This window comes from Streptomyces sp. NBC_00335, from assembly GCF_036127095.1.
Taxonomy (GTDB): Bacteria; Actinomycetota; Actinomycetes; order Streptomycetales; family Streptomycetaceae; genus Streptomyces.
Map to the genome: position 1 here is coordinate 1732488 of NZ_CP108006.1, position 21892 is coordinate 1754379.

Below are 21892 nucleotides of genomic sequence, written 5' to 3' on the forward strand. Positions count from 1 at the left end.
GCGGGTACGAACCTGCCCCGGGACCCAGTGGGTCCCGGGGCAGGCGCATCCGGGGGGGGCGGGCCTCCGGGGGCAGTGCCCCGGAGGCGGTGGCCGTCAGGCCCGGCCCGTGCGCTTCGCGGAATAGTTCGCGCGGCCCTCCGCCGAGCGGAGCCGCCAGTCGCGCCTGATCTCCGCCCGGAGCCGTGCGTCGGTCTTCGCGACGATCCGCTGGTTCTCCCGCAGCAGCTTGCGGTAGCTCTCCAGCCGCCGCTCGGCCAGCTCCCCGGAGTCCACCGCGGCCCGCACCCCGCACCCCGGCTCCGCCTCGTGCGCGCAGTCGTGGAAACGGCAGCGCTCCGCGTACTCCTCGATCTCCGAGAAGACCTGCCCGACTCCGGCCTCCGCGTCGAAGAGCCCGACGCCGCGCAGCCCGGGGGTGTCGATGAGCACGCCGCCGCCGGGCAGCGCGAGCAGGTTGCGCGTCGTGGTGGTGTGGCGGCCCTTGCCGTCGACGTCGCGCGCCGCCTGGACCTCCATCACTTCCTCCCCCAACAGGGCGTTGGCCAGCGTGGACTTGCCCGCGCCGGAGATCCCGAGGAGCACGCTCGTACCGCCCCCGACCACCGCGGCGAGCACGTCCGTGCCCTCCCCGGTCACCGAGGAGACCGTGAGGACCGTGACCCCGGGGGCCGTCGCCTCCACGTCCTCGACGAGGTGTCCGAGGGTGACCGGGTCCGGGACCAGGTCCGCCTTGGTCAGGACCACGAGGGGCTGCGCCCCCGATTCCCAGGCGAGCGCGAGGAACCGCTCGATGCGGCCGAGGTCCAGTTCGACGGCCAGGGACACCGCGATGATCGCGTGGTCCACGTTCGAGGCGAGGATCTGCCCCTCGGACCGCTGGGAGGAGGTGGACCGTACGAAGGCGGTCCGGCGCGGCAGGTACGTCTTCACGTAGCGCGGGTTGCCGTGCGCCTCCAGCACCGCCCAGTCGCCGGTGCAGATGACCCGGAGCGGGTCGTGCGGGGTGACGAAGGCGGTGTCGGCGCGGACGATGCCGTCCGCGGTCATGACATCGCACTGGCCGCGGTCGACCCGTACCACCCGGCCGGGCAGCAGGCCCTGATCCGCGTACGGGGCGAACTCGGCCGCCCACGCGTCGTCCCAGCCGTAGGGGGTGAGGGCGTGCGAGAGAGAAGCCTGCGGGAAAGAAGAGAAAGACAAGGGAAACCCTTCACAGGGTGGCCCCGGCGGTGCGCGCCGCTACCGGGCGCGAAAGGGGTTCGAGGTCAGCCGGAGACCACAGAAGTGACATTGATGGTCTTCTGAGTGCGGGCAACGCCCTGCGCCATGACAGTCATCAATGAACTCACCTCCGGGTCTGCATACGTGCTGACGAACCGTCCCGCACCGATCAGGCGGGAACGACCCCACCGTAACAAGCACCCTCAGGCGTGCGCCACTTCTTTTACGGGGCGTCCTGAAGCCGGGTTTCGAACTTACCGCCGGTCAGGCCCGGCCGAAGAAATCGGCAGTCAAGTCGGCTACAGAACATAAGCTGTTCCGATGGAGACCAGCAGAACCGCAGATTCTGAGACGATTTACGAGACGCAGTGCACCGTAGCCGCCGCGTCGCGGAACACGTCGACGACCGAGACCGCCCCCGACACCCGGCAACGGATCCTGCGGGTCTCCATGGAGCTGTTCGCGGTCCACGGGTTCCACGAGACCTCGCTGCGGGAGATCGCCGAACGGGTGGGCGTCTCCAAGCCGGCGGTGCTCTACCACTTCCCCGGAAAGGCCGACATCCTCGGCGCCCTGGTCGAGCCGATGCTCCGCGATCTGGCGGCCGCCCTGGCCCGCGCCGCCGCGTCGGCGCGTCCCGGTGGATCCGGCGCGGCGGGCGGCTCCGGTTCCGGTGCCGAGCGTGCGCGGTGGGCCGCCATCGAGGGGGTCCTCGACGTCTGGCTGCAGCACCGCCACCTGCTCCGGCTGAACCTGCAGGACATGGCCCTGGCCACCCCCGGACCGGCCTTCGCCCGCCTGCGCGACGCCACGCTCCGGGCGAACTCCCTGGTCGCGGGGGCGGAGCCCGGCTTCGCGGAGCGGGTGCGCGCCGCCCAGGCCGTCGCCATGCTCTCCGACCCGGTGGTGCTCTTCGCCGACGCCCCCGTCCCCGCGCTGCGCGAGGCCGTGCTGGACGGCGTACGGCGCCTGCTGGACGGGCCCGCCGAGCCCGCTCCCCCGACCGCACGGCCCGTACCGGGAGGCCGGCGCGGGCGGCCCGCCGCCATGAGCCCCGCCATGATCGAGGCCGCCCGCCGGATGCACGCGGCGGGCAGCGGGGCCACCGCGATCGCCGCCGCCCTCGGGGTCTCCCGGGCCACGGTCTACCGGCACCTGCCCCAGGAGGAAGCCCCCGGGTGACGGGCCCGGACCGGATCGGCCGGCCAACCACGGCAGCGCCGCCGCCGGTGTCCGATTCGTTCAAGACCGGCCCGGCCGGGCGTGCCTAGGGTGAGTCCATGACTCCCCGACTCGACATGATCGGCATCATCGTCTCCGACATGGCCGCATCGCTCGCCTTCTACCGCCGTCTCGGCATCGACGTGCCCGCCGAGGCCGACTCCCAGCCGCACGTCGAAGCCGTCCTGCCGGGCGGGCAGCGGATCGGTTTCGACACGGAGGAGGTCATCCGCTCCTTCGACCCGTCCTGGACCCGCCCCACGAGCGACGGCCGGGTGGGGCTCGCCTTCCTCTGCGACTCCCCCGCCGAGGTGGACTCGCTGTACGCGGAGCTGACGGAGGCCGGGAACACGGGCCACCTGAAGCCCTGGGACGCCTTCTGGGGGCAGCGCTACGCCGTGGTCCTGGACCCGGACGGCTCCGGGGTCTCCCTCTTCGCACCGGCGGACCCGGCGGACGGCCCCTCCGCCACCGGCCCCGCCGCGTAGGCCCCCGGCGTGGTCCCCGCCAGGGCGCGCACCTCGCGGCTGTAGTGGGCCTGGTCGGCGTATCCGGCCGCCGCGGCCACCGCCGCCTGCGGCAGCCCGCGCCGGGTCAGCGCGAGGGCCCGCTGGAGGCGCAGGATCCGCCCCAGCGTGCGGGGGCCGTAGCCGAAGGCGTCGAGGGAGCGCCGGTGCAGCTGCCGCTCCCCGAGGCCGACCGCCCCCGCCACGGCGGCCACCCCCTGCCCGGCGCGCAGCCGGGCCGTCACCTCCGTGACGACGGGGTCCGGGGGGCCGCCCTCGGCCGTGCGGAGCCGGGCCAGCTCTTCCAGTCCCTCGCGGGGATCCCCGTACGCGGCCACGAGCGCGGTGAGGCGCCGTACCTCGGCGGCGGGCCACAGGTCCGCCAGCTCGACCCGCCGGTCCCGCAGGACCCGGGCCGGTACGCCGAGCAGCGCGGGCGCCGTGCCGGGGGCCAGCCGGATCCCGGCGAAGCCCGAGCCCGGTACCTCTCCGGAGGGGTGCGCGGCGGTGTCGGGCCCGGCGACCAGGAGCCGTCCGTCCACCCACAGCAGGTCCATGCACCCGTCGGGCAGCACCAGGCCGGCGCCGGTGCCGCCGGCCCGCCAGAGCACGGCTCCGGCGACCGTCCGGGACGGCCGTTCCTCGTACGGCGCCTCGCCCCGTGGCCCGTCCCGCACTTCGTCCCGTGCCCCGTCCCGTGCCCCGTGCCGTGCTTCGTGCCGTGCCTCGTGCCCCGAGCCGGGCACGGCGTCGTCCGCGCTGTCCGCCACGGACACCACGCTACGGCGGCGGTCAGTGCTTGCGCAGGCGGGAGTGGTAGTCCTCGGGGGGCAGGAACTTCGACCAGCGCTCCGGGAACTCCGAGGGCATGCCCCCGTCCTCCTCGCCGTCGTCGTCCTCCGACTCCCCCTCGGCCATGGCCCGCCAGGCGGCGGCCCGGGCCACGAGCTGGGCGGCCTCGGCCTCGCGGACCCGCTCGTTCGCCTCGCGGGCGGCCGCGGTGGCCACCGAGGGCCAGACCCGGTCGATCGCGGCGTTGACGGCGGCCCCGACGAGGACGGCGAAGGCGGAGATGCCGATCCACAGCAGGATCGCCACGGGGGCGGCCAGCGATCCGTAGATGGTCGGGCCCTCCACCGTGTTGGTGAGGTAGATCCGCAGCAGGAACGAGCCGAGCACCCACATGGCGAGGGCGACCAGCGCGCCGGGCACGTCCTCGATCCAGGGCGAGCGGACCGGGACGGAGACGTGGTAGAGCGTGGTCAGGAAGGCGATGGAGAGCAGCGTGACGACGGGCCAGTACATGACCGCGATCACCTCCGTGCTCCAGGGCACCAGCCGCACCACCGCGTCCGGGCCGACCACCATCAGCGGCAGCACGATGGCGCCGATCAGCAGGGCGGCGATGTAGAGGACGAAGGCGAGCAGCCGGGTCTTGACGATGCCGCGGTGTCCGTCGAGCCCGTACATGACGGTGATGGTGTCGATGAAGACGTTGACGGCGCGCGAGCCCGACCAGAGGGCGAAGGCGAACCCGAGGGAGATGAGGTCGGGCCGGCCCCGGCCGGTGACATCGTCGAGCATCGGTTTGGCGATGTCGTTGACGCCCCGGTCGGACAGGATGGTGCCGACGGCCCGCAGGATGTTCTCCTCGATGCTGGCGACGGTCGTGCCGCCCGACCAGCCGTCGACGTAGCCGAGGAGTCCCAGCAGGCCCAGGAAGAGCGGGGGCAGCGAGAGCAGGGTGAAGAAGGCCGCCTCGGCGGCGAGTCCGAGGATCCGGTACTCGATGCACGAGTTCACGGTGTCTTTGAGCAGCAGCCACGCCATCTTGCGCTTGGAGACGTTGCGGTAGAGGGCGCGGGCCCGGTGGAGGCGTCCCGGAATCCGCTCGGGTGTTTCTTTCGCGTGCTGCACGTCCTTACGGTATCGGCATGGCAGCCACCACCCACACAGTCAGCAATCAGGCCCCGCCCCTCGTGGGCCACGACGTCTACGGCAGCGACCGGGTGCTGAGCGAGGGGGTCGAACGGCACCTCGCGGACTCCGCGCCCGAACTGGCCTCGGAGGTAAGGGAAGAGCTCGGCGATCTCGGGCGCGCGGCGGGGTCCCGGCAGGCGCAGGACTGGGGCGCGCAGGCGAACGAGAATCCGCCGAAGCTGCGGACGCACGACCGGTACGGCAACCGGATCGACGAGGTGGAGTTCCATCCCTCCTGGCACCGGCTGCTCGGGCACGCCGTGGGCTCCGGGCTGACCGACGCGTGGGGGCGGCCTGCGGGGCACCTGCGGCGGGCGGCCGGGTTCTTCGTGTGGTCGCAGGCCGAGGCGGGGCACGGGTGCCCGGTCTCGATGACGCACGCGGCGGTTCCGGCGCTGCGGACCGATCCGGAGCTGGCGGCCGAATGGGAGCCGCGGCTGACCTCGCACGTGTACGAGGAGGGGCTGCGGCCGGCCGGGCAGAAGGCCGGGGTGCTCTTCGGGATGGGCATGACGGAGAAGCAGGGCGGCAGCGACGTCCGGGCGAACACGACGGCGGCCGTGCCGCTGGACGCCTCGGGCGAGTACCTGCTGACGGGGCACAAGTGGTTCTGCTCGGCGCCGATGTGCGACGGGTTCCTCGTACTGGCCCAGGCGCCGGGCGGGCTGACCTGCTTCCTGGTGCCGCGGGTGCTGCCGGACGGGACGCGCAACGTCTTCGCGATCCAGCGGCTGAAGGACAAGCTGGGCAACCGGTCGAACGCGTCGAGCGAGGTGGAGTTCGACGGGACGTGGGCGCGGCGGGTGGGCGAGGAGGGCCGGGGGGTGCGGACCATCATCGAGATGGTCGCGGCGACCCGGCTGGACTGCGTGATCGGTTCGGCCTCGCTGATGCGGCAGGCGCTGACGCAGGCCGCTCACCATGCGGAGCACCGCTCTGCTTTCGGAGCGCCGCTCATCGATCAGCCGCTGATGCGGAACGTGCTCGCCGACCTCGCCCTGGAGTCGGAGGCGGCCACCACCCTCACGCTGCGCCTCGCGGCCGCGTACGACGCCGTCCAGAGCACCGGCAACGAGCAGGAACGGGCCTTCCTGCGCATCGCGGTGCCCGCCGCGAAGTACTGGGTGACCAAGCGCTGTACGCCGATGGTGGCGGAGGCGCTGGAGTGTCTGGGCGGAAACGGCTACGTCGAGGAGTCCGGGATGCCCCGGCTGCTGCGCGAGTCCCCGCTGAACTCCATCTGGGAGGGATCGGGCAACGTCCAGGCCCTCGACGTGCTGCGCGCCCTGCAGCGCGAGCCGCAGGCGCTGAACGCCTTCCTCCAGGAGGTCGGGCTGGCGCGCGGAGCCGACCACCGGCTGGATTCGGCCATCAAGAACCTGCTGACCGAGCTCGCGGACCTGGAGGGCATCGAGGCGCGTGCCCGGCGGGTCGTGGAGCGGATGGCCTTGGTGCTGCAGGGATCCCTACTGGTCCGCTGGGCCCCGCCGGAGGTGGCCGACGCCTTCTGCGCCTCGCGCCTGGGCGGTGACTGGGGTGCGGCCTTCGGCACGCTGCCCCACACTCTTGATCTGGGATCCGTGGTGGAACGGGCCCGGATCGCGGACTGAGAGAGGGCCCCAACCCTCCGCTCGCCGTCTGACGGAAGGCCCCAACCTTCCGAAGCAGAACCGCCCGGCGACATCCGGGCCCGTTGACCTGGAACAGGGATGGCGCCGCGCCGACTCGGCACCACCCCTGATCCGAGAAGCCCCGAGGAAGGAGCTGTCACGTCGCTCGGCGACGTCCGTACAGTTTCGATCGGGCGACCGGGACTTGGCGAGAGTTGCAAGACGTTGCAACCTTTGACTTGGAACCGCCCTCCGGGCGCACCGGTCCGCCCCCGGAAGTGGCGCGCACCGGACGGCCCGCCGGGCGGAAGCCGTCGTACGTCTGTTTTGCACGGGGAGGTTCCGGTGGCCCAGACCACAGGTGGCGCGGTCGATGCGGCACGCATCTCGGCCATGGACGCGCGGGAGGCCGCGCGTCTGCTCAAGGGGGTACGGGCGGCCGCGCTGGCCGGGGACCGGCCGCCGGCCGCGCCGCGCCCGGAGATCGCCGAGTCCTGGCGCCGGATGATGGCGGGCGGGGTCCACCCGGACCGCGACAGCCGTTCGCGGATGCTCTCGCTCGCCGAGACCGAGGAGCGCCGCCAGACCTCTCCGCTACGGGACCTGCTGCCCGTCCTGCGCGAAGGGCTGCTGCCCTCGCTGGACGAGGCCCTGCACATCATGGTCGTCGCCGACGCCGACGGGCGGCTGCTGTGGCGGGAGGGCCACTCCTCGATCCTGCGCAACGCGGACCGGCTCGGCTTCGGGGTGGGCGCCGACTGGGACGAGTCGGTGGTCGGCACCAACGGGGTCGGCACCGCCCTGGTGGCCCGCAGACCGGTCCAGGTGTTCTCGGCGGAGCACTTCGTCTCCAGCCACCACGACTGGACCTGCGCCGGAGCCCCCGTCCGGGACCCCCGCGACGGCTCCCTGCTCGGGGTGCTCGACGTCAGCGGGCCGCTGGCCACCATGCACCCGGCGACCCTGGCGTGGGTGAGCTCGGTGGCCCGGCTCGCGGAGCGGGAGCTGCGGATACGGCACCTGGAGTCGCTGGAGCGGCTGCGGTCGGTGGCGGCCCCGCTGCTGGCCCGGATGCCGGGGCGGGCGCTGGCCGTGGACGGCAACGGCTGGGCGGCGGCGGTCACGGGCCTCGCACCGGTCGACCGGATCCCGCTGCCGAAGTCCTTCGGGCCCGGCCGGGTGTGGGTGCCGCAGCTCGGCGACTGCCTGGTGGAGCCGCTGCCGGGCGGCTGGCTGCTGAACGTCGCCGAGGCCCGTAGCGGCGCCGGGGCGGCCGCCCGCGTCGTCCTCGACCTCAGCCGGCCGGGGGCCTGGCGGGCCACCGTCTACGGGGCCGCGGGGAGCTGGTCGCAGGAGCTGAGCCCGCGCCACGCGGAGCTGCTGTTCCTGCTGGCGGAGTCCCCGCGGGGGCGCTCGGCGGCGGAGCTCTCGCAGGAACTGTTCGGGGACCCGACGCGCACGGTGACGGTCCGCGCGGAGATCTCCCGGGTGCGCCGCAACCTCGGCGGCGTGCTCGCCCACCGCCCGTACCGCTTCGCGCACGACGTGGAGGTGGAGCTGATCCGCCCCGCGAACCCGGCCTCGCTCCTGCCGCACTCCACGGCCCCCGCGGTGATCAGCGCCCGGCTGGGCCCGGCCGGTGGCGGCATGATTCCCTGAAGTCCATGAGCACCATCACACTGACCACTTGGTCCCTGGAAATGACCGCACCGTCCGACCTCGTCCCGGCGGCCGTGCCGGGCCCCGAGATCCGGATCGTGCGGTCCGAGGTCCCCTCCCCCGAGTTCAGCCGGTTCCTCTACGCCTCGGTGGGCGGCGACATCCACTGGACGGACCGGCTCGCGCTGACCCGCGCGCAGTGGGTGGAGCAGCTGGACCGTCCCGGCGTGGAGACGTGGGTGGCGTACGACCGGGGCACCCCCGCGGGGTACGTGGAACTCGACCCGCAGCCCGACGGTGTGGTGGAGATCATGTACTTCGGCCTGATCCCCGATTTCCGGGGGCGGCGCATCGGCGGCCACCTGCTGACCGTGGGCATCGAGCGGGCCTGGTCCCTGGCCGAGCGCTGGCCGGAGCTGGCCCCTACGCGGCGCGTCTGGCTGCACACGTGCAGCGACGACGGCCCGACCGCCATGGCGAACTACCTCAGGCGCGGCTTCAAGGTCTTCAAGGAGGAGACGGAGGAGAAGGAGTCCGCTCCGACCCCCGGCCCCTGGCCTGGCGCGTAACCCTGCGGGGCGATTCCCTACCCGCCCTTCGCCCGTTCCCCGGACCCCGCCCGGACCTGGTCCTCAAACGCCGGACGGGCTGGAAATCGCGCTGCGCCGCATCATCCAGCCTCGCCGGCGTTTGAGGCGCGGGGTCTGGGGCGGAGCCCCAGGGAACGGGCGAAGGGCGGGTAGGGGACGAGCCCCGCGCAGCGGTGTGGCCGACGGGGTCAGAGAGGCCCAGGGGGTGACCCCCGTCACCGGGATCTTGCGATGCGAGACGAGTTCGTCCGGATAGTGGACAGTAGTGGACTCCTCCAATCGCCACATGCCACGCTTCCCCCCATGAACGGAGCTGGAATTGCCTTGGTGAGTCGGCGGCACGTCGACCTCGGCCGCATGTCCAGCGCCATCTGTCCGGCGCGCTGACGCACAGCACCGCCGCGACAGCGCCCCGCACCGACGTCGCCGCGGAAGCGAACACACCGCCCGCCTCGTCACCACCGCAGTCCCCTGTAGGCCGGTCGTCGCCCCAAAAAGGCGGCGAATCAGCCACATCCGCTCCACGCGCGCCAGGGGTCACGCCGCCGCTCCCCCTGCCCCTGCCTCGAGCCGCCGAAGAAGGACGTACCGCCATGGCCGCCACCCCCGATACGACCGCAGCCGCCGCACCCGCCGCCGCCGCGCGCCGCAAGACCGGCCGTCACCGCGGTGAGGGCCAGTGGGCCGTCGGCCACCACACGCCCCTCAACGGCAACGAGCAGTTCAAGAAGGACGACGACGGTCTCAATGTGCGGGCGCGCATCGAGAACATCTACTCCAAGGCGGGCTTCGACTCGATCGACCCCAACGACTTGCGCGGCCGTATGCGCTGGTGGGGCCTCTACACCCAGCGCAAGCCCGGGATCGACGGCGGCAAGACCGCGATCCTGGAGCCGGAGGAGCTGGACGACAAGTACTTCATGCTGCGCGTCCGCATCGACGGCGGCCGGCTGACCACCGAGCAGCTGCGCGTCATCGGCGAGATCTCCGAGGAGTTCGCCCGTGGCACCGCCGACCTCACGGACCGGCAGAACGTGCAGTACCACTGGATCCGCATCGAGGACGTCCCGGAGATCTGGCGCCGTCTGGAGGCCGTCGGCCTCTCGACCACCGAGGCCTGCGGTGACACCCCCCGCGTGATCCTGGGCTCGCCCGTCGCCGGCATCGCGCTGGACGAGATCATCGACGGCACCCCCGCCATCGACGAGATCTACGCCCGCATCGTGGGCAACCCCGCCTTCTCGAACCTGCCCCGCAAGTTCAAGTCCGCGATCTCCGGCTCGCCGCTGCTCGACGTGGCGCACGAGATCAACGACATCGCCTTCGTGGGCGTGAACCACCCCGAGCACGGCCCCGGCTTCGACGTCTGGGTCGGCGGCGGCCTCTCCACCAACCCGAAGCTGGGTGTGCGCCTGGGCACCTGGGTCTCGCTCGACGAGGTCCCGGACATCTACGAGGGCGTCATCTCGATCTTCCGCGACTACGGCTACCGCCGGCTGCGCACCCGCGCCCGCCTGAAGTTCCTCGTCGCAGACTGGGGCCCGGCCAAGTTCCGCCAGGTCCTGGAGGACGAGTACCTGAAGCGCAAGCTGACCGACGGCCCCGCGCCCGAGCAGCCCACCGGCCAGTGGCGCGACCACGTCGGCGTGCACCAGCAGCAGGACGGCAAGTTCTACGTCGGCTTCGCGCCCCGCGTGGGCCGCGTCGACGGCGCCACCCTGACGAAGATCGCCGCCGTCGCCGAGCAGCACGGCTCCGGCCGGCTGCGCACCACCGCCGAGCAGAAGATGATCGTGCTCGACATCGAGGCGGGCCAGGTCGACTCGGTCGTGGCGGCCTTGGAGGCGCTGGACCTGCGGGTCAACCCGTCCCCGTTCCGCCGCGGCACGATGGCCTGCACCGGCATCGAGTTCTGCAAGCTGGCCATCGTCGAGACGAAGGCGCGCGGCGCCTCGCTGATCGACGAACTGGAGCGCCGCCTGCCGGAGTTCGCCGAGCCGCTCACCATCAACATCAACGGCTGCCCGAACGCCTGCGCCCGTATCCAGGTCGCGGACATCGGTCTCAAGGGCCAGCTGGTCCTGGACGACGAGGGCAACCAGGTCGAGGGCTACCAGGTCCACCTGGGCGGCGCACTCGGACTGGAGGCCGGATTCGGCCGCAAGGTCCGCGGTCTCAAGGTCACCTCGGCCGGTCTGCCCGACTACGTCGAGCGGGTCGTCTCGCGCTTCGAGGACCAGCGCGAGGACGGCGAGCGCTTCGCCTCCTGGGTCACCCGTGCCAAGGACGAGGACTTGTCGTGAACGCAGTGAACGACACGAGGAGCACAGTGTGAGCGAGCGCGCCGCACCGTTCTACTGCCCGTACTGCGGCGACGAGGACCTGTTCCCGAACGAAACAGGTCACGGCGCCTGGGAATGCAGGGCCTGCAATCGAGCCTTCCAGCTGAAGTACCTCGGGCTGCTGGCCCGGGGTGTTCAGTCCAATGACGCTGGAGGGGACGAGATATGACCACGATTCAGGACGCGAGTCTCAAAACCCTGGCCGAGCAGGCGGGCCGGGACCTGGAAGAGGCCTCCCCGCTGGAGATCCTCACCTGGGCGGCCGAGACCTTCGGCAAGAAGTTCGCCGTGACCTCCTCCATGGAGGACGCGGTCGTCGCCCACCTCGCCTCCCGCGCCTTCCCCGGCGTGGACGTGGTCTTCCTCGACACGGGCTACCACTTCGAGGAGACCATCGGCACCCGTGACGCGGTCGAGGCCGTGATGGACGTCAACGTCATCACGCTCACCCCGCGCCAGAGCGTCGCCGAGCAGGACGCGGAGTACGGCCCCAAGCTGCACGACCGCGACCCCGACCTGTGCTGCGCCCTGCGCAAGGTCAAGCCGCTCGAAGAGGGCCTGACCGCGTACGACGCCTGGGCGACGGGCCTGCGCCGCGACGAGTCCCCGACCCGGGCGAACACCCCGGTGGTCGGCTGGGACGAGAAGCGGCAGAAGGTCAAGGTCTCGCCGATCGCCCGCTGGACCCAGGACGACGTGGACGCGTACGTCCTGGAGCACGGTGTGCTCACCAACCCGCTGCTGATGGACGGTTACGCCTCCGTCGGCTGCGCCCCCTGCACCCGCCGGGTGGCGGCGGGCGAGGACGCCCGCGCCGGCCGCTGGGCCGGGCTCGGCAAGACCGAGTGCGGACTGCACGGCTGATGACCACCACCAGCACGGACACCGGTACCGCCACCGGCAAGACCAACGCACGTACAGAACCGACGGAGACGAACCAGATGAGCGTGAGCGACCAGGGCGCCACCGTGTGGCTGACCGGGCTGCCGAGCGCGGGCAAGACCACCATCGCCTACGCGCTGGCCGAGCGGCTGCGCGCCGAGGGCCACCGCGTGGAGGTCCTCGACGGCGACGAGATCCGCGAGTTCCTCTCCGCCGGCCTCGGTTTCAGCCGCGAGGACCGGCACACCAACGTGCAGCGGATCGGCTTCGTCGCCGAACTCCTCGCGTCCAACGGCGTGAAGGCGCTCGTCCCGGTGATCGCGCCGTTCGCGGACAGCCGTGAGGCCGTCCGCAAGCGGCACGCCGCCGAGGGCACCTCGTACCTGGAGGTCCACGTGGCCACCCCCGTCGAGGTCTGCTCCGAGCGCGACGTGAAGGGCCTGTACGCCAAGCAGGCGGCGGGCGAGATCTCCGGTCTGACCGGGGTCGACGACCCGTACGAGGCACCGGAGTCCCCGGACCTCCGTATCGAGTCGCACACGCAGTCCGTACAGGAGTCGGCTTCGGCCCTGCACGCGCTGCTCACCGAGAGGGGTCTGGCATGACCGCCACCGTCGCACACGTCCACGAAGGGACGGACGCGCCCTACGCGCTGTCGCACCTCGACGCCCTCGAATCGGAGGCCGTGCACATCTTCCGCGAGGTGGCGGGCGAGTTCGAGAAGCCGGTGATCCTGTTCTCCGGCGGCAAGGACTCCATCGTCATGCTGCACCTGGCGCTGAAGGCGTTCGCGCCGGCGCCGGTGCCGTTCACCCTGCTCCACGTGGACACCGGCCACAACTTCCCCGAGGTCCTGGACTACCGCGACCGCGCGGTCGCCAAGCACGGCCTGCGCCTGCACGTGGCCTCCGTCCAGGAGTACATCGACGCCGGCAAGCTCCGCGAGCGTCCCGACGGTGTCCGCAACCCGCTGCAGACCGTCCCCCTCACGGAGGCGATCCAGCAGCTCAAGTTCGACGCCGTCTTCGGCGGCGGCCGCCGCGACGAGGAGAAGGCCCGCGCCAAGGAGCGCGTCTTCTCCCTGCGCGACGAGTTCTCCCAGTGGGACCCGCGCCGCCAGCGCCCCGAGCTGTGGCAGCTCTACAACGGCCGCCACGCGCCGGGCGAGCACGTGCGCGTCTTCCCGCTGTCCAACTGGACCGAGCTGGACGTGTGGCAGTACATCGCCCGCGAGAAGATCGAACTGCCGGAGATCTACTTCGCCCACGAGCGCGAGGTCTTCAAGCGCAACGGCATGTGGCTGACGGCCGGCGAGTGGGGCGGCGCCAAGGGCGACGAGACCACCGAGACCCGTCTGATCCGCTACCGCACCGTCGGTGACATGTCCTGCACCGGTGCCGTCGACTCCGACGCCACCACGCTGGACGCCGTGATCACCGAAATCGCCGCTTCCCGCCTCACCGAGCGGGGCGCGACCCGCGCCGACGACAAGCTGTCCGAGGCCGCGATGGAAGACCGCAAGCGCGAAGGGTACTTCTAGAAATGACCTCCACCACCGAGCAGTTCGCCGATCTCTCGGCGACCACGCTGCTGCGCTTCGCGACCGCGGGCTCCGTCGACGACGGCAAGTCCACCCTGGTCGGCCGCCTCCTGCACGACTCCAAGTCGGTCCTGACGGACCAGCTGGAAGCCGTGGAGCGGGTCTCGGCCAGCCGCGGTCAGGACACCCCCGACCTGGCGCTGCTCACCGACGGCCTGCGGGCCGAGCGGGAGCAGGGCATCACCATCGACGTGGCCTACCGCTACTTCGCGACCGCCCGGCGCCGGTTCATCCTGGCCGACACCCCCGGGCACGTGCAGTACACCCGGAACATGGTCACCGGCGCCTCCACCGCCGACCTCGCCGTGGTGCTGGTCGACGCCCGCAACGGCGTGATCGAGCAGACCCGCCGGCACGCCGCCGTCGCGGCCCTGCTGCGGGTCCCGCACGTGGTCCTCGCGGTCAACAAGATGGACCTCGTGGGCTACGAGGAGACGGTCTTCGCGTCGATCGCCGAGGAGTTCACCGCGTACGCCACGGGCCTCGGCGTCCCGGAGATCACCGCGATCCCGATCTCCGCCCTGGCCGGCGACAACGTGGTGGAGCCCTCCGCGAACATGGACTGGTACGGCGGTCCCACGGTGCTGGAGCACCTGGAGACCGTTCCGGTCAGCCACGACCTCACCGCCTGCCCGGCGCGTTTCCCGGTGCAGTACGTGATCCGTCCGCAGACCGCCGAGCACCCGGACTACCGGGGCTACGCGGGCCAGATCGCCTCCGGCGTGCTGCGGGTCGGCGAGGCCGTCACCGTCCTGCCGTCGGGCCGCACCTCGGTCATCGAGGGCATCGACGCGCTCGGCGAGAGCGTCGACATCGCGTGGGCCCCGCAGTCGGTGACCCTGCGGCTGAAGGACGACATCGACATCTCGCGCGGCGACCTGATCGCGCCGTCGTCGAGCTCCCCCGCCACCACGCAGGACGTCGTGGCGACGGTCTGCCACGTGGCGGACCAGCCCCTCGCCGTGGGCGCCCGGGTGCTGATCAAGCACACCACGCGCACGGTGAAGGCGATCGTCAAGGAGATCCCCTCGCGGCTGACCCTGGACGACCTGTCCCAGCACCCGAACCCCGGGCAGCTCGTGGCCAACGACATCGGCCGGGTCGTCGTCCGTACCGCCGAGCCGCTCGCGCTCGACTCGTACGCCGACTCGCGCCGCACCGGTTCCTTCCTGCTGATCGACCCGGCGGACGGCACGACCCTGGCGGCCGGCATGGTCGGCGAATCCTTCGCCTCGACCGCGGCGACCACCGTCCAAGCCGATGAGGAAGGGTGGGACTTCTGATCATGCTTGCCGATATCTACTCCACCTTCGCGAAGGAGGGCGGCCGCGTAGGCAGCGGCTCCCTCGGCAGCGGCCAGGGAGGTGTGGGGCGATGTGCGTGATGACGTACGCGCACCGCATGCGCGCCCACACCCCCCACGAGCCGTACCTGCCCTTGCTCAGCAAACGAAGACGTGCGTCGTGACACGACGCTACGAGAGGAAGTCCTCCCGTGCCTGCCATCGGTACCTCCGCTAAGACCCTGCGCCGCAGCATCGTCGCCGCTGCCGCCCTCCCGCTCCTGATCGGCGCGCTCGCCTCGTGCGGCTACGGTTCCGAGGCCAAGAAGGACGACGCTCCCGCGAAGGAGAACGTCGCCGCCGACGCCGGCAAGAAGCTGTCCGCCTCCGAGGTCCGCATCGGCTACTTCCCGAACCTGACCCACGCCACCGCGCTGGTCGGTCTCCAGGAAGGCCTGATCGCCAAGGAACTCGGCGCCACCGCCATCAAGCCGCAGTCCTTCAACGCCGGCCCGTCCGAGATCGAAGCCCTCAACGGTGGCTCTCTCGACATCGGCTTCATCGGCCCCTCCCCCTCGATCAACGCCTACGTCAAGTCCAAGGGCTCCAACCTGCGGATCATCTCCGGCTCCGCCTCCGGCGGCGTCAAGCTGGTCGTGAACCCGGCGAAGATCAAGACCCTGGACGACCTCAAGGGCAAGAAGATCGCCACCCCCCAGAAGGGGAACACCCAGGACGTCGCGTTCCTCAACTGGATCGCCGAGAAGGGCTGGACGGTCGACCCGGAGTCCGGCAAGGGCGACGTCTCCGTCGTCCGCACCGACAACAAGGTCACCCCCGACGCCTTCAAGTCCGGCTCCATCGACGGCGCCTGGGTCCCCGAGCCCACCGCCTCCAAGCTCGTCTCCGACGGCGGCTCCGTCCTCCTCGACGAGACCGCCCTGTGGCCCGACAAGAAGTTCGTGATCACGAACGTCATCGTGTCGCAGAAGTTCCTCAAGGAGCACCCCGACGTCGTCGAGGCCGTGCTCAAGGGAACCGTGAAGACCAACGAGTGGATCAACGCCAACCCGGACAAGGCCAAGGCCTCCGCGAACGCCAAGCTCGCCGCCGAAGGCGGCAAGCCCCTCGACGCCAAGGTCATCGACCCCGCCTGGCCCAGCATCCTCATCACCAACGACCCGCTCGCCGCAACCCTCAAGACCCAGTCCGAGTGGGCCGTCAAGGCCAAGCTCATCGAGAAGCCCGACCTGGGCGGCATCTACGACCTGACGCTCCTGAACAAGGTCCTCAAGGCCGCCGGCCAGCCCGAGGTCTCCGACGCCGGACTCGGCGCCAAGTAACCCCGTAATCCAGCAACCCCAGGAGGTGACGACCATGGCCACCACGCTCGCCAAGGCTGCCGAGGGCACGGTAGCGGAGCAGACGCACGCCGCACGCATCGAGCACGTCTCGAAGTCCTTCTCCGGCCCGGCCGGATCGCAGCTCGTCCTGGACGACATCAGCCTCGATGTCGCTCCCGGCGAGTTCGTCACCATCCTGGGCGCCTCGGGGTGTGGAAAGTCCACCCTGCTCAACCTGGTCGCCGGCCTGGACAAGCCGTCCGCGGGGTCCATCGAGACCCCTGGCGGCCGTCCGTCGCTCATGTTCCAGGAGCACGCCCTCTTCCCGTGGCTCACCGCGGGCAAGAACATCGAACTCGCCCTGCGCCTGCGCGGGGTGCCCAAGGCCGAGCGCCGTCCGGAGGCCGAGCGGCTGCTGGAGCTGGTCCGGCTCTCCGGTTCGTACGGCAAGCGGGTCCACGAGCTGTCCGGCGGCATGCGCCAGCGCGTGGCCCTGGCCCGGGCGCTCGCCCAGGACAGCCAGCTGCTGCTGATGGACGAGCCGTTCGCGGCGCTCGACGCCATCACCCGCGACGTGCTGCACGGCGAGCTCACCCGCATCTGGGAAGAGACGAACCTGTCCGTCCTGTTCGTCACGCACAACGTCCGCGAGGCCGTACGGCTCGCGCAGCGCGTGGTCCTGTTGTCCTCGCGACCCGGCCGGGTCGCCAAGGAGTGGACCGTGGGCATCCCGCAGCCGCGCCGCATCGAGGACGCGGACGTCGCGGAGCTGTCCCTTGAGATCACTGAACACCTGCGTGGGGAGATCCGCCGCCATGGCCAGCACTGAAACGAAGGCGAAGACGGACGACCTCGCAGGGCTGGAGGCGGGCCTCGACGCGCTCGACGCCGTCCAGACGCACCGCACCCCGGTCCGCGAGGTCCTCGTCAAGAAGGTCCTGCCGCCGGTCATCGCCGTCGGCCTGGTCCTCCTCGTCTGGCAGATCCTCGTCGCGGCGAAGGTCACCGACGAGACCAAGCTCCCCGCCCTGTCCTCCGTCTGGGACAGCCTGTCCGACATGTGGATGAAGGGCACCCTGCTCGAAGTCATCTGGACCAGCGTCTCGCGCGGTCTGCTCGGCTTCCTGCTGGCCCTGGCCATCGGCACCCCGCTCGGTCTGCTCGTCGCCCGGGTGAAGTTCGTCCGCGCCGCGATCGGTCCGATCCTGCAGGGGCTGCAGTCGCTGCCCTCGGTCGCCTGGGTGCCCCCGGCGGTGCTCTGGTTCGGGCTCAACGACGCGATGATGTACACCGTCATCCTGCTCGGCGCCGTCCCGTCGATCGCCAACGGCCTCGTCTCCGGCATCGATCAGATCCCGCCGCTGTTCCTGCGGGCCGGCCGCACCCTGGGCGCCACCGGCCTGCGCGGCGCCTGGCACGTGGTCATGCCGGCCGCGCTGCCCGGCTACCTGGCCGGCCTCAAGCAGGGCTGGGCCTTCTCCTGGCGCTCCCTGATGGCCGCGGAGATCATCGCCAGCTCCCCCGACCTGGGCCTGGGGCTGGGCCAGCTCCTCGAAAACGGCCGCAACAACATCGACCTGCCCGGCGTGTTCCTCGCGATCATCCTGATCCTGGTCGTCGGCATCGCCATCGACCTGCTGATCTTCAGCCCCGTCGAGCGGTGGGTGCTGCGCACCCGCGGCCTGCTGGTCAAGAGCTGATCACGTGTCCGCGCACGTCACGCACTCCACGCAGGCCCCCGCCCTGCTGGTCATCGCCCACGGCAGCCGCGACCCGCGGCACGCGGCGACCGTGCACGCCCTCACCCGGCGGGTACGGGCGCTGCGGCCGGGGCTGCGCGTGGAGACCGCCTTCCTGGACTTCGACACCCCGACCGTCGACCAGGCGGTGGCCTCGCTCTACCTCTCGGGCGTACGCGAGATCGTGGCGCTCCCGCTCCTTCTGACGCGGGCGTTCCACGCGAAGTCCGACATCCCGGCGGTGCTCGCCGGAGCCACGTCCCGCCTGCCGGACCTCTCGGTCCGGATCGCGGATGTGCTCGGCCCGTCGCCGCTGCTGCTGGCGACCCTGGAGCGCCGGCTGTGGGAAGCCGGCCTCACCCCGGCGGACCGCGCCACCACCGGTGTGGTGCTCGCGTCCGCCGGTTCCTCAGACCCGGAGGCGATCGCAGTGATCGCTGAAACCGCGCGGGAGTGGCGGCACACCGGTTGGTGCGCCGTGCGGCCTGCGTTCGCCTCCGCTGTTCTCCCCCGGACGGAGGACGCCGTACGCGCCCTGCGCGCGGAGGGCGTCCGCCGGATCGCGGTGGCCCCCTACGTCATCGCCCCCGGGCGGCTCCCCGACCGCATCGCGGCGGGCGCCGAAGCCGCGGGCGCGGACGTGATCTCCGCCGTCCTGGGCCCCTCCCCGGAACTGGCCCGCCTGCTGCTGCGCCGCTACGACGCAGCCGCCGCGACCCAGTCCCGCATCCCGGCCCTGGCGGCCTGACCCACCGCTGCGCGGGCCGAAGCCCCCGACCCGCCCCAGCGTGCGGCGCCGTTGGATTCGCCCGGCGCGGGCTGGGTTTGCCGCTGCGCGGCACATCTCAGCCTCGCCGGCGTTTGAGGCGCGGGGTCTGGGGCGGAGCCCCGGGGAACGGTGGAAGGGCGGGTAGGGGACCCAGCCCCGCAGGGCCAGCCCACCCGCGTCCGGCGGCTACGCCCGCGCCGCGGCCTCGTCGGCCAGGGCCGTCAGGTCCTCGATGGACATCGCGCCCGGCGGCAAGCCCTCCCGCGCAAAGATGTTCGCCGCGTGCCGCAGCGTGTCGTTGACCGGCGTGGCCACCCCGTGCAGCCGCCCCAACAGCACGATCTCCCCGTTGAGATAGTCCGCCTCCACCGACCCCGTCCCCCGCGCCAGGCTCTGCCAGGACGACCCGCCCCGCACAGCCCCGGCCGGCGCGTCCACCTTGCCGTCCCGCGCGGCCGACTGCTCGGCCTCCGAGGCCCAGTCGATCCCCGCGGCGGCGAAGGCGGCCTTCGCCTCCCGCACGGCCCGCAGCAGCAGCGCCGCCTTCGCGGGCTCCGGCTCGGGGCCGGTCGTCGCCTGGATCGCGTTGCCCAGATTCCCCAGCAGCTTCGCGTGCTTCCACCGCATGACGTCCTCGACGACCGGCGCCCCGAACCCGGCCTTCTCCAGGTCGGCCGCGACCCTCCGGACGGACCCGTCGGCGCCTCCGGCGGCCTTCCCCAGATGCAGGATCCCGGTCAGCGGAGCACACAGCGCCGAGACCACCCCCGGCTCCAGGAAGGTCGCCGGCAGCCACACGCAGACCCCGTACACGCGCGCGAAGCGCCGTAGGGCGAGGCGTTCGCTCTCCACGCCGTTCTGCGCGCACAGCACCGGCAGCCGCTGGGCGGCCGTGCCGCCGCCCACGACCTCCGCGTCGGCCCACGCGTCGAGCGCGGCGAGCGCGTCCTGGGTCTTCACGGTCAGCAACAACACGTCGTCGGGGCGCAGTTCGCCCAGCTCGGCCGGCCCTGTGACGACGGGGAGCCGGTGCGCCCGCTCCCCGTCCGCCGTGGTGAGCCGCAGCCCGTCCGTCCGCAGGGCCTGCGCGTGCGGGCCGCGCGCGACGAGGACGACTTCGCTGCCCGACTCCGCGAGCCGTCCGCCGATGGTCGCGCCGATCGCTCCGGCGCCGATGATGATGTAACGCATGCCCACGAGCCTGGCACATCCGCGGGCCTGGGTTACGGTCGGGCCATGTCTGTTGACGTGGATGAGACGTTCGCCCTCGGCGGGGACCTGCCCGTACGCCGCCTCGGACTCGGCACCGGCGGCCTGGTCGGCACCGGCTACTGGGGCCCGCGCGCCGCGCGCCCCGCATCGGTCGCCCTGCTGCGCACCGCCGTCGCGCGCGGGGTCACCCTGATCGACACCGCCGACAACTACGGCCCCCACCTGGCCGAGGAACTGGTCGCCGAGGCCCTCCACCCGTACGGGGAAAGGCTGGTGGTCTCCACCAAGGGCGGGGTGGTGCGCACCGGCCCCGACCAGTGGCACGCGGCGGGCCGCCCGGAGGACCTGCGCTCCATGTGCGAGGCGAGTCTGCGCAGGCTCCGCCTGGACCGGATCGACCTCTACCAGCTCCACCGCTTCGACCCGGCCGTCCCGCCGGCGGAACAGCTGGGCACGCTGGCCGAGCTCCGTGCGGAGGGCAAGATCCGCCACATCGGGCTGAACACGGTGACGGCGGACCAGCTCAGGCAGGCCCTGTCCCTGGTCCCGGTGGCCTCGGTGCAGAACCCGTACAACCTCCTGGACCGCTCCTCGGCGGAGCTCCTCGCCCTGTGCGAGGAGCGCGGCATCGCCTTCCTCCCCTACTACCCGCTGGGCAGCGGCGCGCTGACCCGGGAGAGCGCCGCCGCACTGACGGCGGTCGCCACCGAGCACGGCGCCTCCACCGGCCAGATCGCCCTGGCCTGGCTCCTCCAGCACTCCCCGGTCCTGTGCCCCACTCCGGGCACGGGCTCCCCGGACCACTTGGCGGAAAACCTGGACGCGGCAACGGTCCGCCTGACCGCGCACGAGATGACCCTGCTCAACGGGCTGGCGGACTAGGTGTATTGACCCGCAGGGTTGTTGACTCGGGTGATGGGTGGGTGTCCGCCCAGTGCGGTGTGGCTGCGGTGGTGGTTGTAGGTGTGGAGGAAGTCTGCCAGGGCCGCTGTCCGTTCCTGGTTGGAGGTGTAGGGCCGTAGGTAGGCCCATTCGTCCAGGAGGGTGCGGTTGAAGCGTTCGACTTTCCCGTTGGTTTGTGGCCGGTAGGGCCTGGTCTTCTTGTGGGCGATGCCGGCCGCGGCCAGGGCCTGGGTGAACAGCTTCGACTTGTAGCAGGAGCCGTTGTCGGTCAGGACGCGTTCGACGGTGATGCCGTGGCGGGTGAAGAAGACGTTCGCCCGTTGCCAGAACCCGGCGGCGGTTTCCTTGCGTTCGTCGGTGAGGACTTCGCTGTAGGCCAGACGGGAGTGGTCGTCGACCGCGGAATGGACGTAGGAGTAGCCGATCACTGGCGTGGAGCTTCTGCGCTCGGTGGTGCTGCTCTGGCGGTTTCGGTCGCCTGCCGTCCGGCCGACCGTGCGCCAGCCGCCACCGTCCGGGATGTTCCCGAGTTTCTTGATGTCGACGTGGATGAGTTCGCCCGGGTGCTCGCGTTCGTAGCGGCGGATCGGCTGCCCGGTGGGCCGGTCCAGCCAGGCCAGGCGGCCCAAACCGTGGCGGGTCAGGATCCGGTGCACGGTCGAGGCGGGCAGCCCCAGGATCGGGCCGATCCGGGCAGGGCCGAGCTTTCGGGTTCTGCGCAGGTCACAGACCCGGGCTTCGACCGCTGCGGTCGTGCGGTGCGGTGTTGTGCGCGGCCGGCTGGATCGGTCGTGCAGGCCCGCTTCGCCCTCGGTCCGCCATCGGCGGACCCACTTGTGGGCGGTGGCCCGCGAGATACCCATCTCGGCCGCGACGTGCGCGACGGGGCGGCCCGAGCGGACTCGTTCGACCAGCAGGCGCCTACCGAAGACGGTCAGCCGGGCATTACGGTGGGACACGAAGACCTCCGTCGTGCAATGGGTTCCTAGACAGCTCCCACCACACCGGAGGTCTTCGCCATGTTCAAGAC

Annotated in this window: 22 protein-coding genes; 17 read left to right on the forward strand and 5 right to left on the reverse strand. The window is 71.8% G+C overall.

The genetic code is table 11. The features are described 5' to 3' along the window. Positions 1–96: 96 nt before the first annotated feature. Positions 97–1203, reverse strand: coding sequence for a ribosome small subunit-dependent GTPase A (gene rsgA, locus OHA37_RS07750; protein ID WP_266903601.1), 1107 nt, complete (start codon positions 1201–1203; stop codon positions 97–99). 342 nt (positions 1204–1545) lie between these two features. On the opposite strand from rsgA, the gene OHA37_RS07755 reads away from it, so the two are divergent. Together OHA37_RS07755 and OHA37_RS07760 are read left to right on the forward strand one after the other, a co-directional pair. After that, positions 1546–2406: a TetR family transcriptional regulator gene (locus OHA37_RS07755; protein ID WP_266903602.1), complete on the forward strand. Its 861-nt coding sequence runs from the start codon at positions 1546–1548 to the stop codon at positions 2404–2406. 98 nt (positions 2407–2504) lie between these two features. Further along, positions 2505–2933 carry a VOC family protein gene (locus OHA37_RS07760; protein WP_266903603.1) on the forward strand — a complete coding sequence of 143 codons (429 nt, stop codon included), beginning with the start codon at positions 2505–2507 and terminating at the stop codon, positions 2931–2933. On the opposite strand, the gene OHA37_RS07765 is transcribed toward OHA37_RS07760, so the two are convergent. Together OHA37_RS07765 and OHA37_RS07770 are read right to left on the reverse strand one after the other, a co-directional pair. Then, positions 2837–3628 carry a helix-turn-helix domain-containing protein gene (locus OHA37_RS07765; protein WP_266912583.1) on the reverse strand — a complete coding sequence of 264 codons (792 nt, stop codon included), beginning with the start codon at positions 3626–3628 and terminating at the stop codon, positions 2837–2839. The genes OHA37_RS07760 and OHA37_RS07765 overlap by 97 nt on opposite strands. Before the next feature lie 115 nt (positions 3629–3743). After that, positions 3744–4868, reverse strand: coding sequence for a YihY/virulence factor BrkB family protein (locus tag OHA37_RS07770; RefSeq protein WP_266903604.1), 1125 nt, complete (start codon positions 4866–4868; stop codon positions 3744–3746). A 17-nt stretch (positions 4869–4885) separates the two neighbouring features. Here OHA37_RS07770 and OHA37_RS07775 point away from each other — a divergent pair, with 17 nt between their 5' ends. From OHA37_RS07775 to OHA37_RS07835, 14 genes are all read left to right on the forward strand, one after another. Continuing rightward, positions 4886–6541 (forward strand): acyl-CoA dehydrogenase family protein, encoded by a 1656-nt coding sequence (locus OHA37_RS07775; protein WP_266903605.1) that lies wholly within the window; start codon positions 4886–4888, stop codon positions 6539–6541. A gap of 393 nt (positions 6542–6934) precedes the next feature. Further along, positions 6935–8200, forward strand: a complete 1266-nt coding sequence (locus OHA37_RS07780; protein WP_266912585.1) for a GAF domain-containing protein — start codon at positions 6935–6937, stop codon at positions 8198–8200. A 5-nt stretch (positions 8201–8205) separates the two neighbouring features. Continuing rightward, the gene (locus tag OHA37_RS07785) at positions 8206–8769 is read left to right on the forward strand and encodes a GNAT family N-acetyltransferase (RefSeq protein WP_266903606.1); all 564 of its coding nucleotides are present in this window, start codon (positions 8206–8208) and stop codon (positions 8767–8769) included. A 324-nt stretch (positions 8770–9093) separates the two neighbouring features. Then, entirely contained in the window at positions 9094–9177 is an 84-nt protein-coding gene (locus OHA37_RS40765) for a putative leader peptide (RefSeq protein WP_312847410.1), read from the forward strand. Between the two features lie 206 nt (positions 9178–9383). After that, positions 9384–11093 carry a nitrite/sulfite reductase gene (locus tag OHA37_RS07790; RefSeq protein ID WP_266903607.1) on the forward strand — a complete coding sequence of 570 codons (1710 nt, stop codon included), beginning with the start codon at positions 9384–9386 and terminating at the stop codon, positions 11091–11093. Between the two features lie 28 nt (positions 11094–11121). Beyond that, positions 11122–11301, forward strand: coding sequence for a DpnI domain-containing protein (locus tag OHA37_RS07795; protein ID WP_214956597.1), 180 nt, complete (start codon positions 11122–11124; stop codon positions 11299–11301). Further along, positions 11298–11996, forward strand: a complete 699-nt coding sequence (locus OHA37_RS07800) for a phosphoadenylyl-sulfate reductase (RefSeq protein ID WP_266903608.1) — start codon at positions 11298–11300, stop codon at positions 11994–11996. The genes OHA37_RS07795 and OHA37_RS07800 overlap by 4 nt, the downstream gene beginning before the upstream one ends. Before the next feature lie 77 nt (positions 11997–12073). Next, complete coding sequence (cysC, locus tag OHA37_RS07805) at positions 12074–12619, forward strand: adenylyl-sulfate kinase (protein ID WP_215148038.1); 546 nt, start codon at positions 12074–12076, stop codon at positions 12617–12619. Then, entirely contained in the window at positions 12616–13554 is a 939-nt protein-coding gene (gene cysD, locus OHA37_RS07810; RefSeq protein ID WP_266903609.1) for a sulfate adenylyltransferase subunit CysD, read from the forward strand. Before cysC ends, cysD begins: the two co-directional genes overlap by 4 nt. A 2-nt stretch (positions 13555–13556) precedes the next feature. Then, entirely contained in the window at positions 13557–14897 is a 1341-nt protein-coding gene (locus OHA37_RS07815; protein ID WP_266903610.1) for a sulfate adenylyltransferase subunit 1, read from the forward strand. A 211-nt stretch (positions 14898–15108) separates the two neighbouring features. Next, positions 15109–16239, forward strand: coding sequence for an aliphatic sulfonate ABC transporter substrate-binding protein (locus OHA37_RS07820; protein ID WP_266903611.1), 1131 nt, complete (start codon positions 15109–15111; stop codon positions 16237–16239). A gap of 34 nt (positions 16240–16273) precedes the next feature. After that, positions 16274–17068, forward strand: coding sequence for an ABC transporter ATP-binding protein (locus tag OHA37_RS07825; RefSeq protein WP_266903612.1), 795 nt, complete (start codon positions 16274–16276; stop codon positions 17066–17068). Next, positions 17055–17939: an ABC transporter permease gene (locus tag OHA37_RS07830; protein ID WP_266903613.1), complete on the forward strand. Its 885-nt coding sequence runs from the start codon at positions 17055–17057 to the stop codon at positions 17937–17939. The genes OHA37_RS07825 and OHA37_RS07830 overlap by 14 nt, the downstream gene beginning before the upstream one ends. Positions 17940–17943: 4 nt before the next feature. After that, the gene (locus OHA37_RS07835; protein ID WP_266903614.1) at positions 17944–18726 is read left to right on the forward strand and encodes a sirohydrochlorin chelatase; all 783 of its coding nucleotides are present in this window, start codon (positions 17944–17946) and stop codon (positions 18724–18726) included. Between the two features lie 207 nt (positions 18727–18933). On the opposite strand, the gene OHA37_RS07840 is transcribed toward OHA37_RS07835, so the two are convergent. Continuing rightward, the gene (locus OHA37_RS07840) at positions 18934–19938 is read right to left on the reverse strand and encodes a ketopantoate reductase family protein (RefSeq protein WP_266903615.1); all 1005 of its coding nucleotides are present in this window, start codon (positions 19936–19938) and stop codon (positions 18934–18936) included. A 45-nt stretch (positions 19939–19983) separates the two neighbouring features. Here OHA37_RS07840 and OHA37_RS07845 point away from each other — a divergent pair, with 45 nt between their 5' ends. Then, the gene (locus tag OHA37_RS07845; protein WP_266903616.1) at positions 19984–20841 is read left to right on the forward strand and encodes an aldo/keto reductase; all 858 of its coding nucleotides are present in this window, start codon (positions 19984–19986) and stop codon (positions 20839–20841) included. Here the strand turns inward: OHA37_RS07845 and OHA37_RS07850 are convergent. Continuing rightward, the gene (locus OHA37_RS07850) at positions 20838–21821 is read right to left on the reverse strand and encodes an IS481 family transposase (RefSeq protein WP_266901552.1); all 984 of its coding nucleotides are present in this window, start codon (positions 21819–21821) and stop codon (positions 20838–20840) included. The genes OHA37_RS07845 and OHA37_RS07850 overlap by 4 nt on opposite strands. Between the last annotated feature and the right edge of the window lie 71 nt (positions 21822–21892).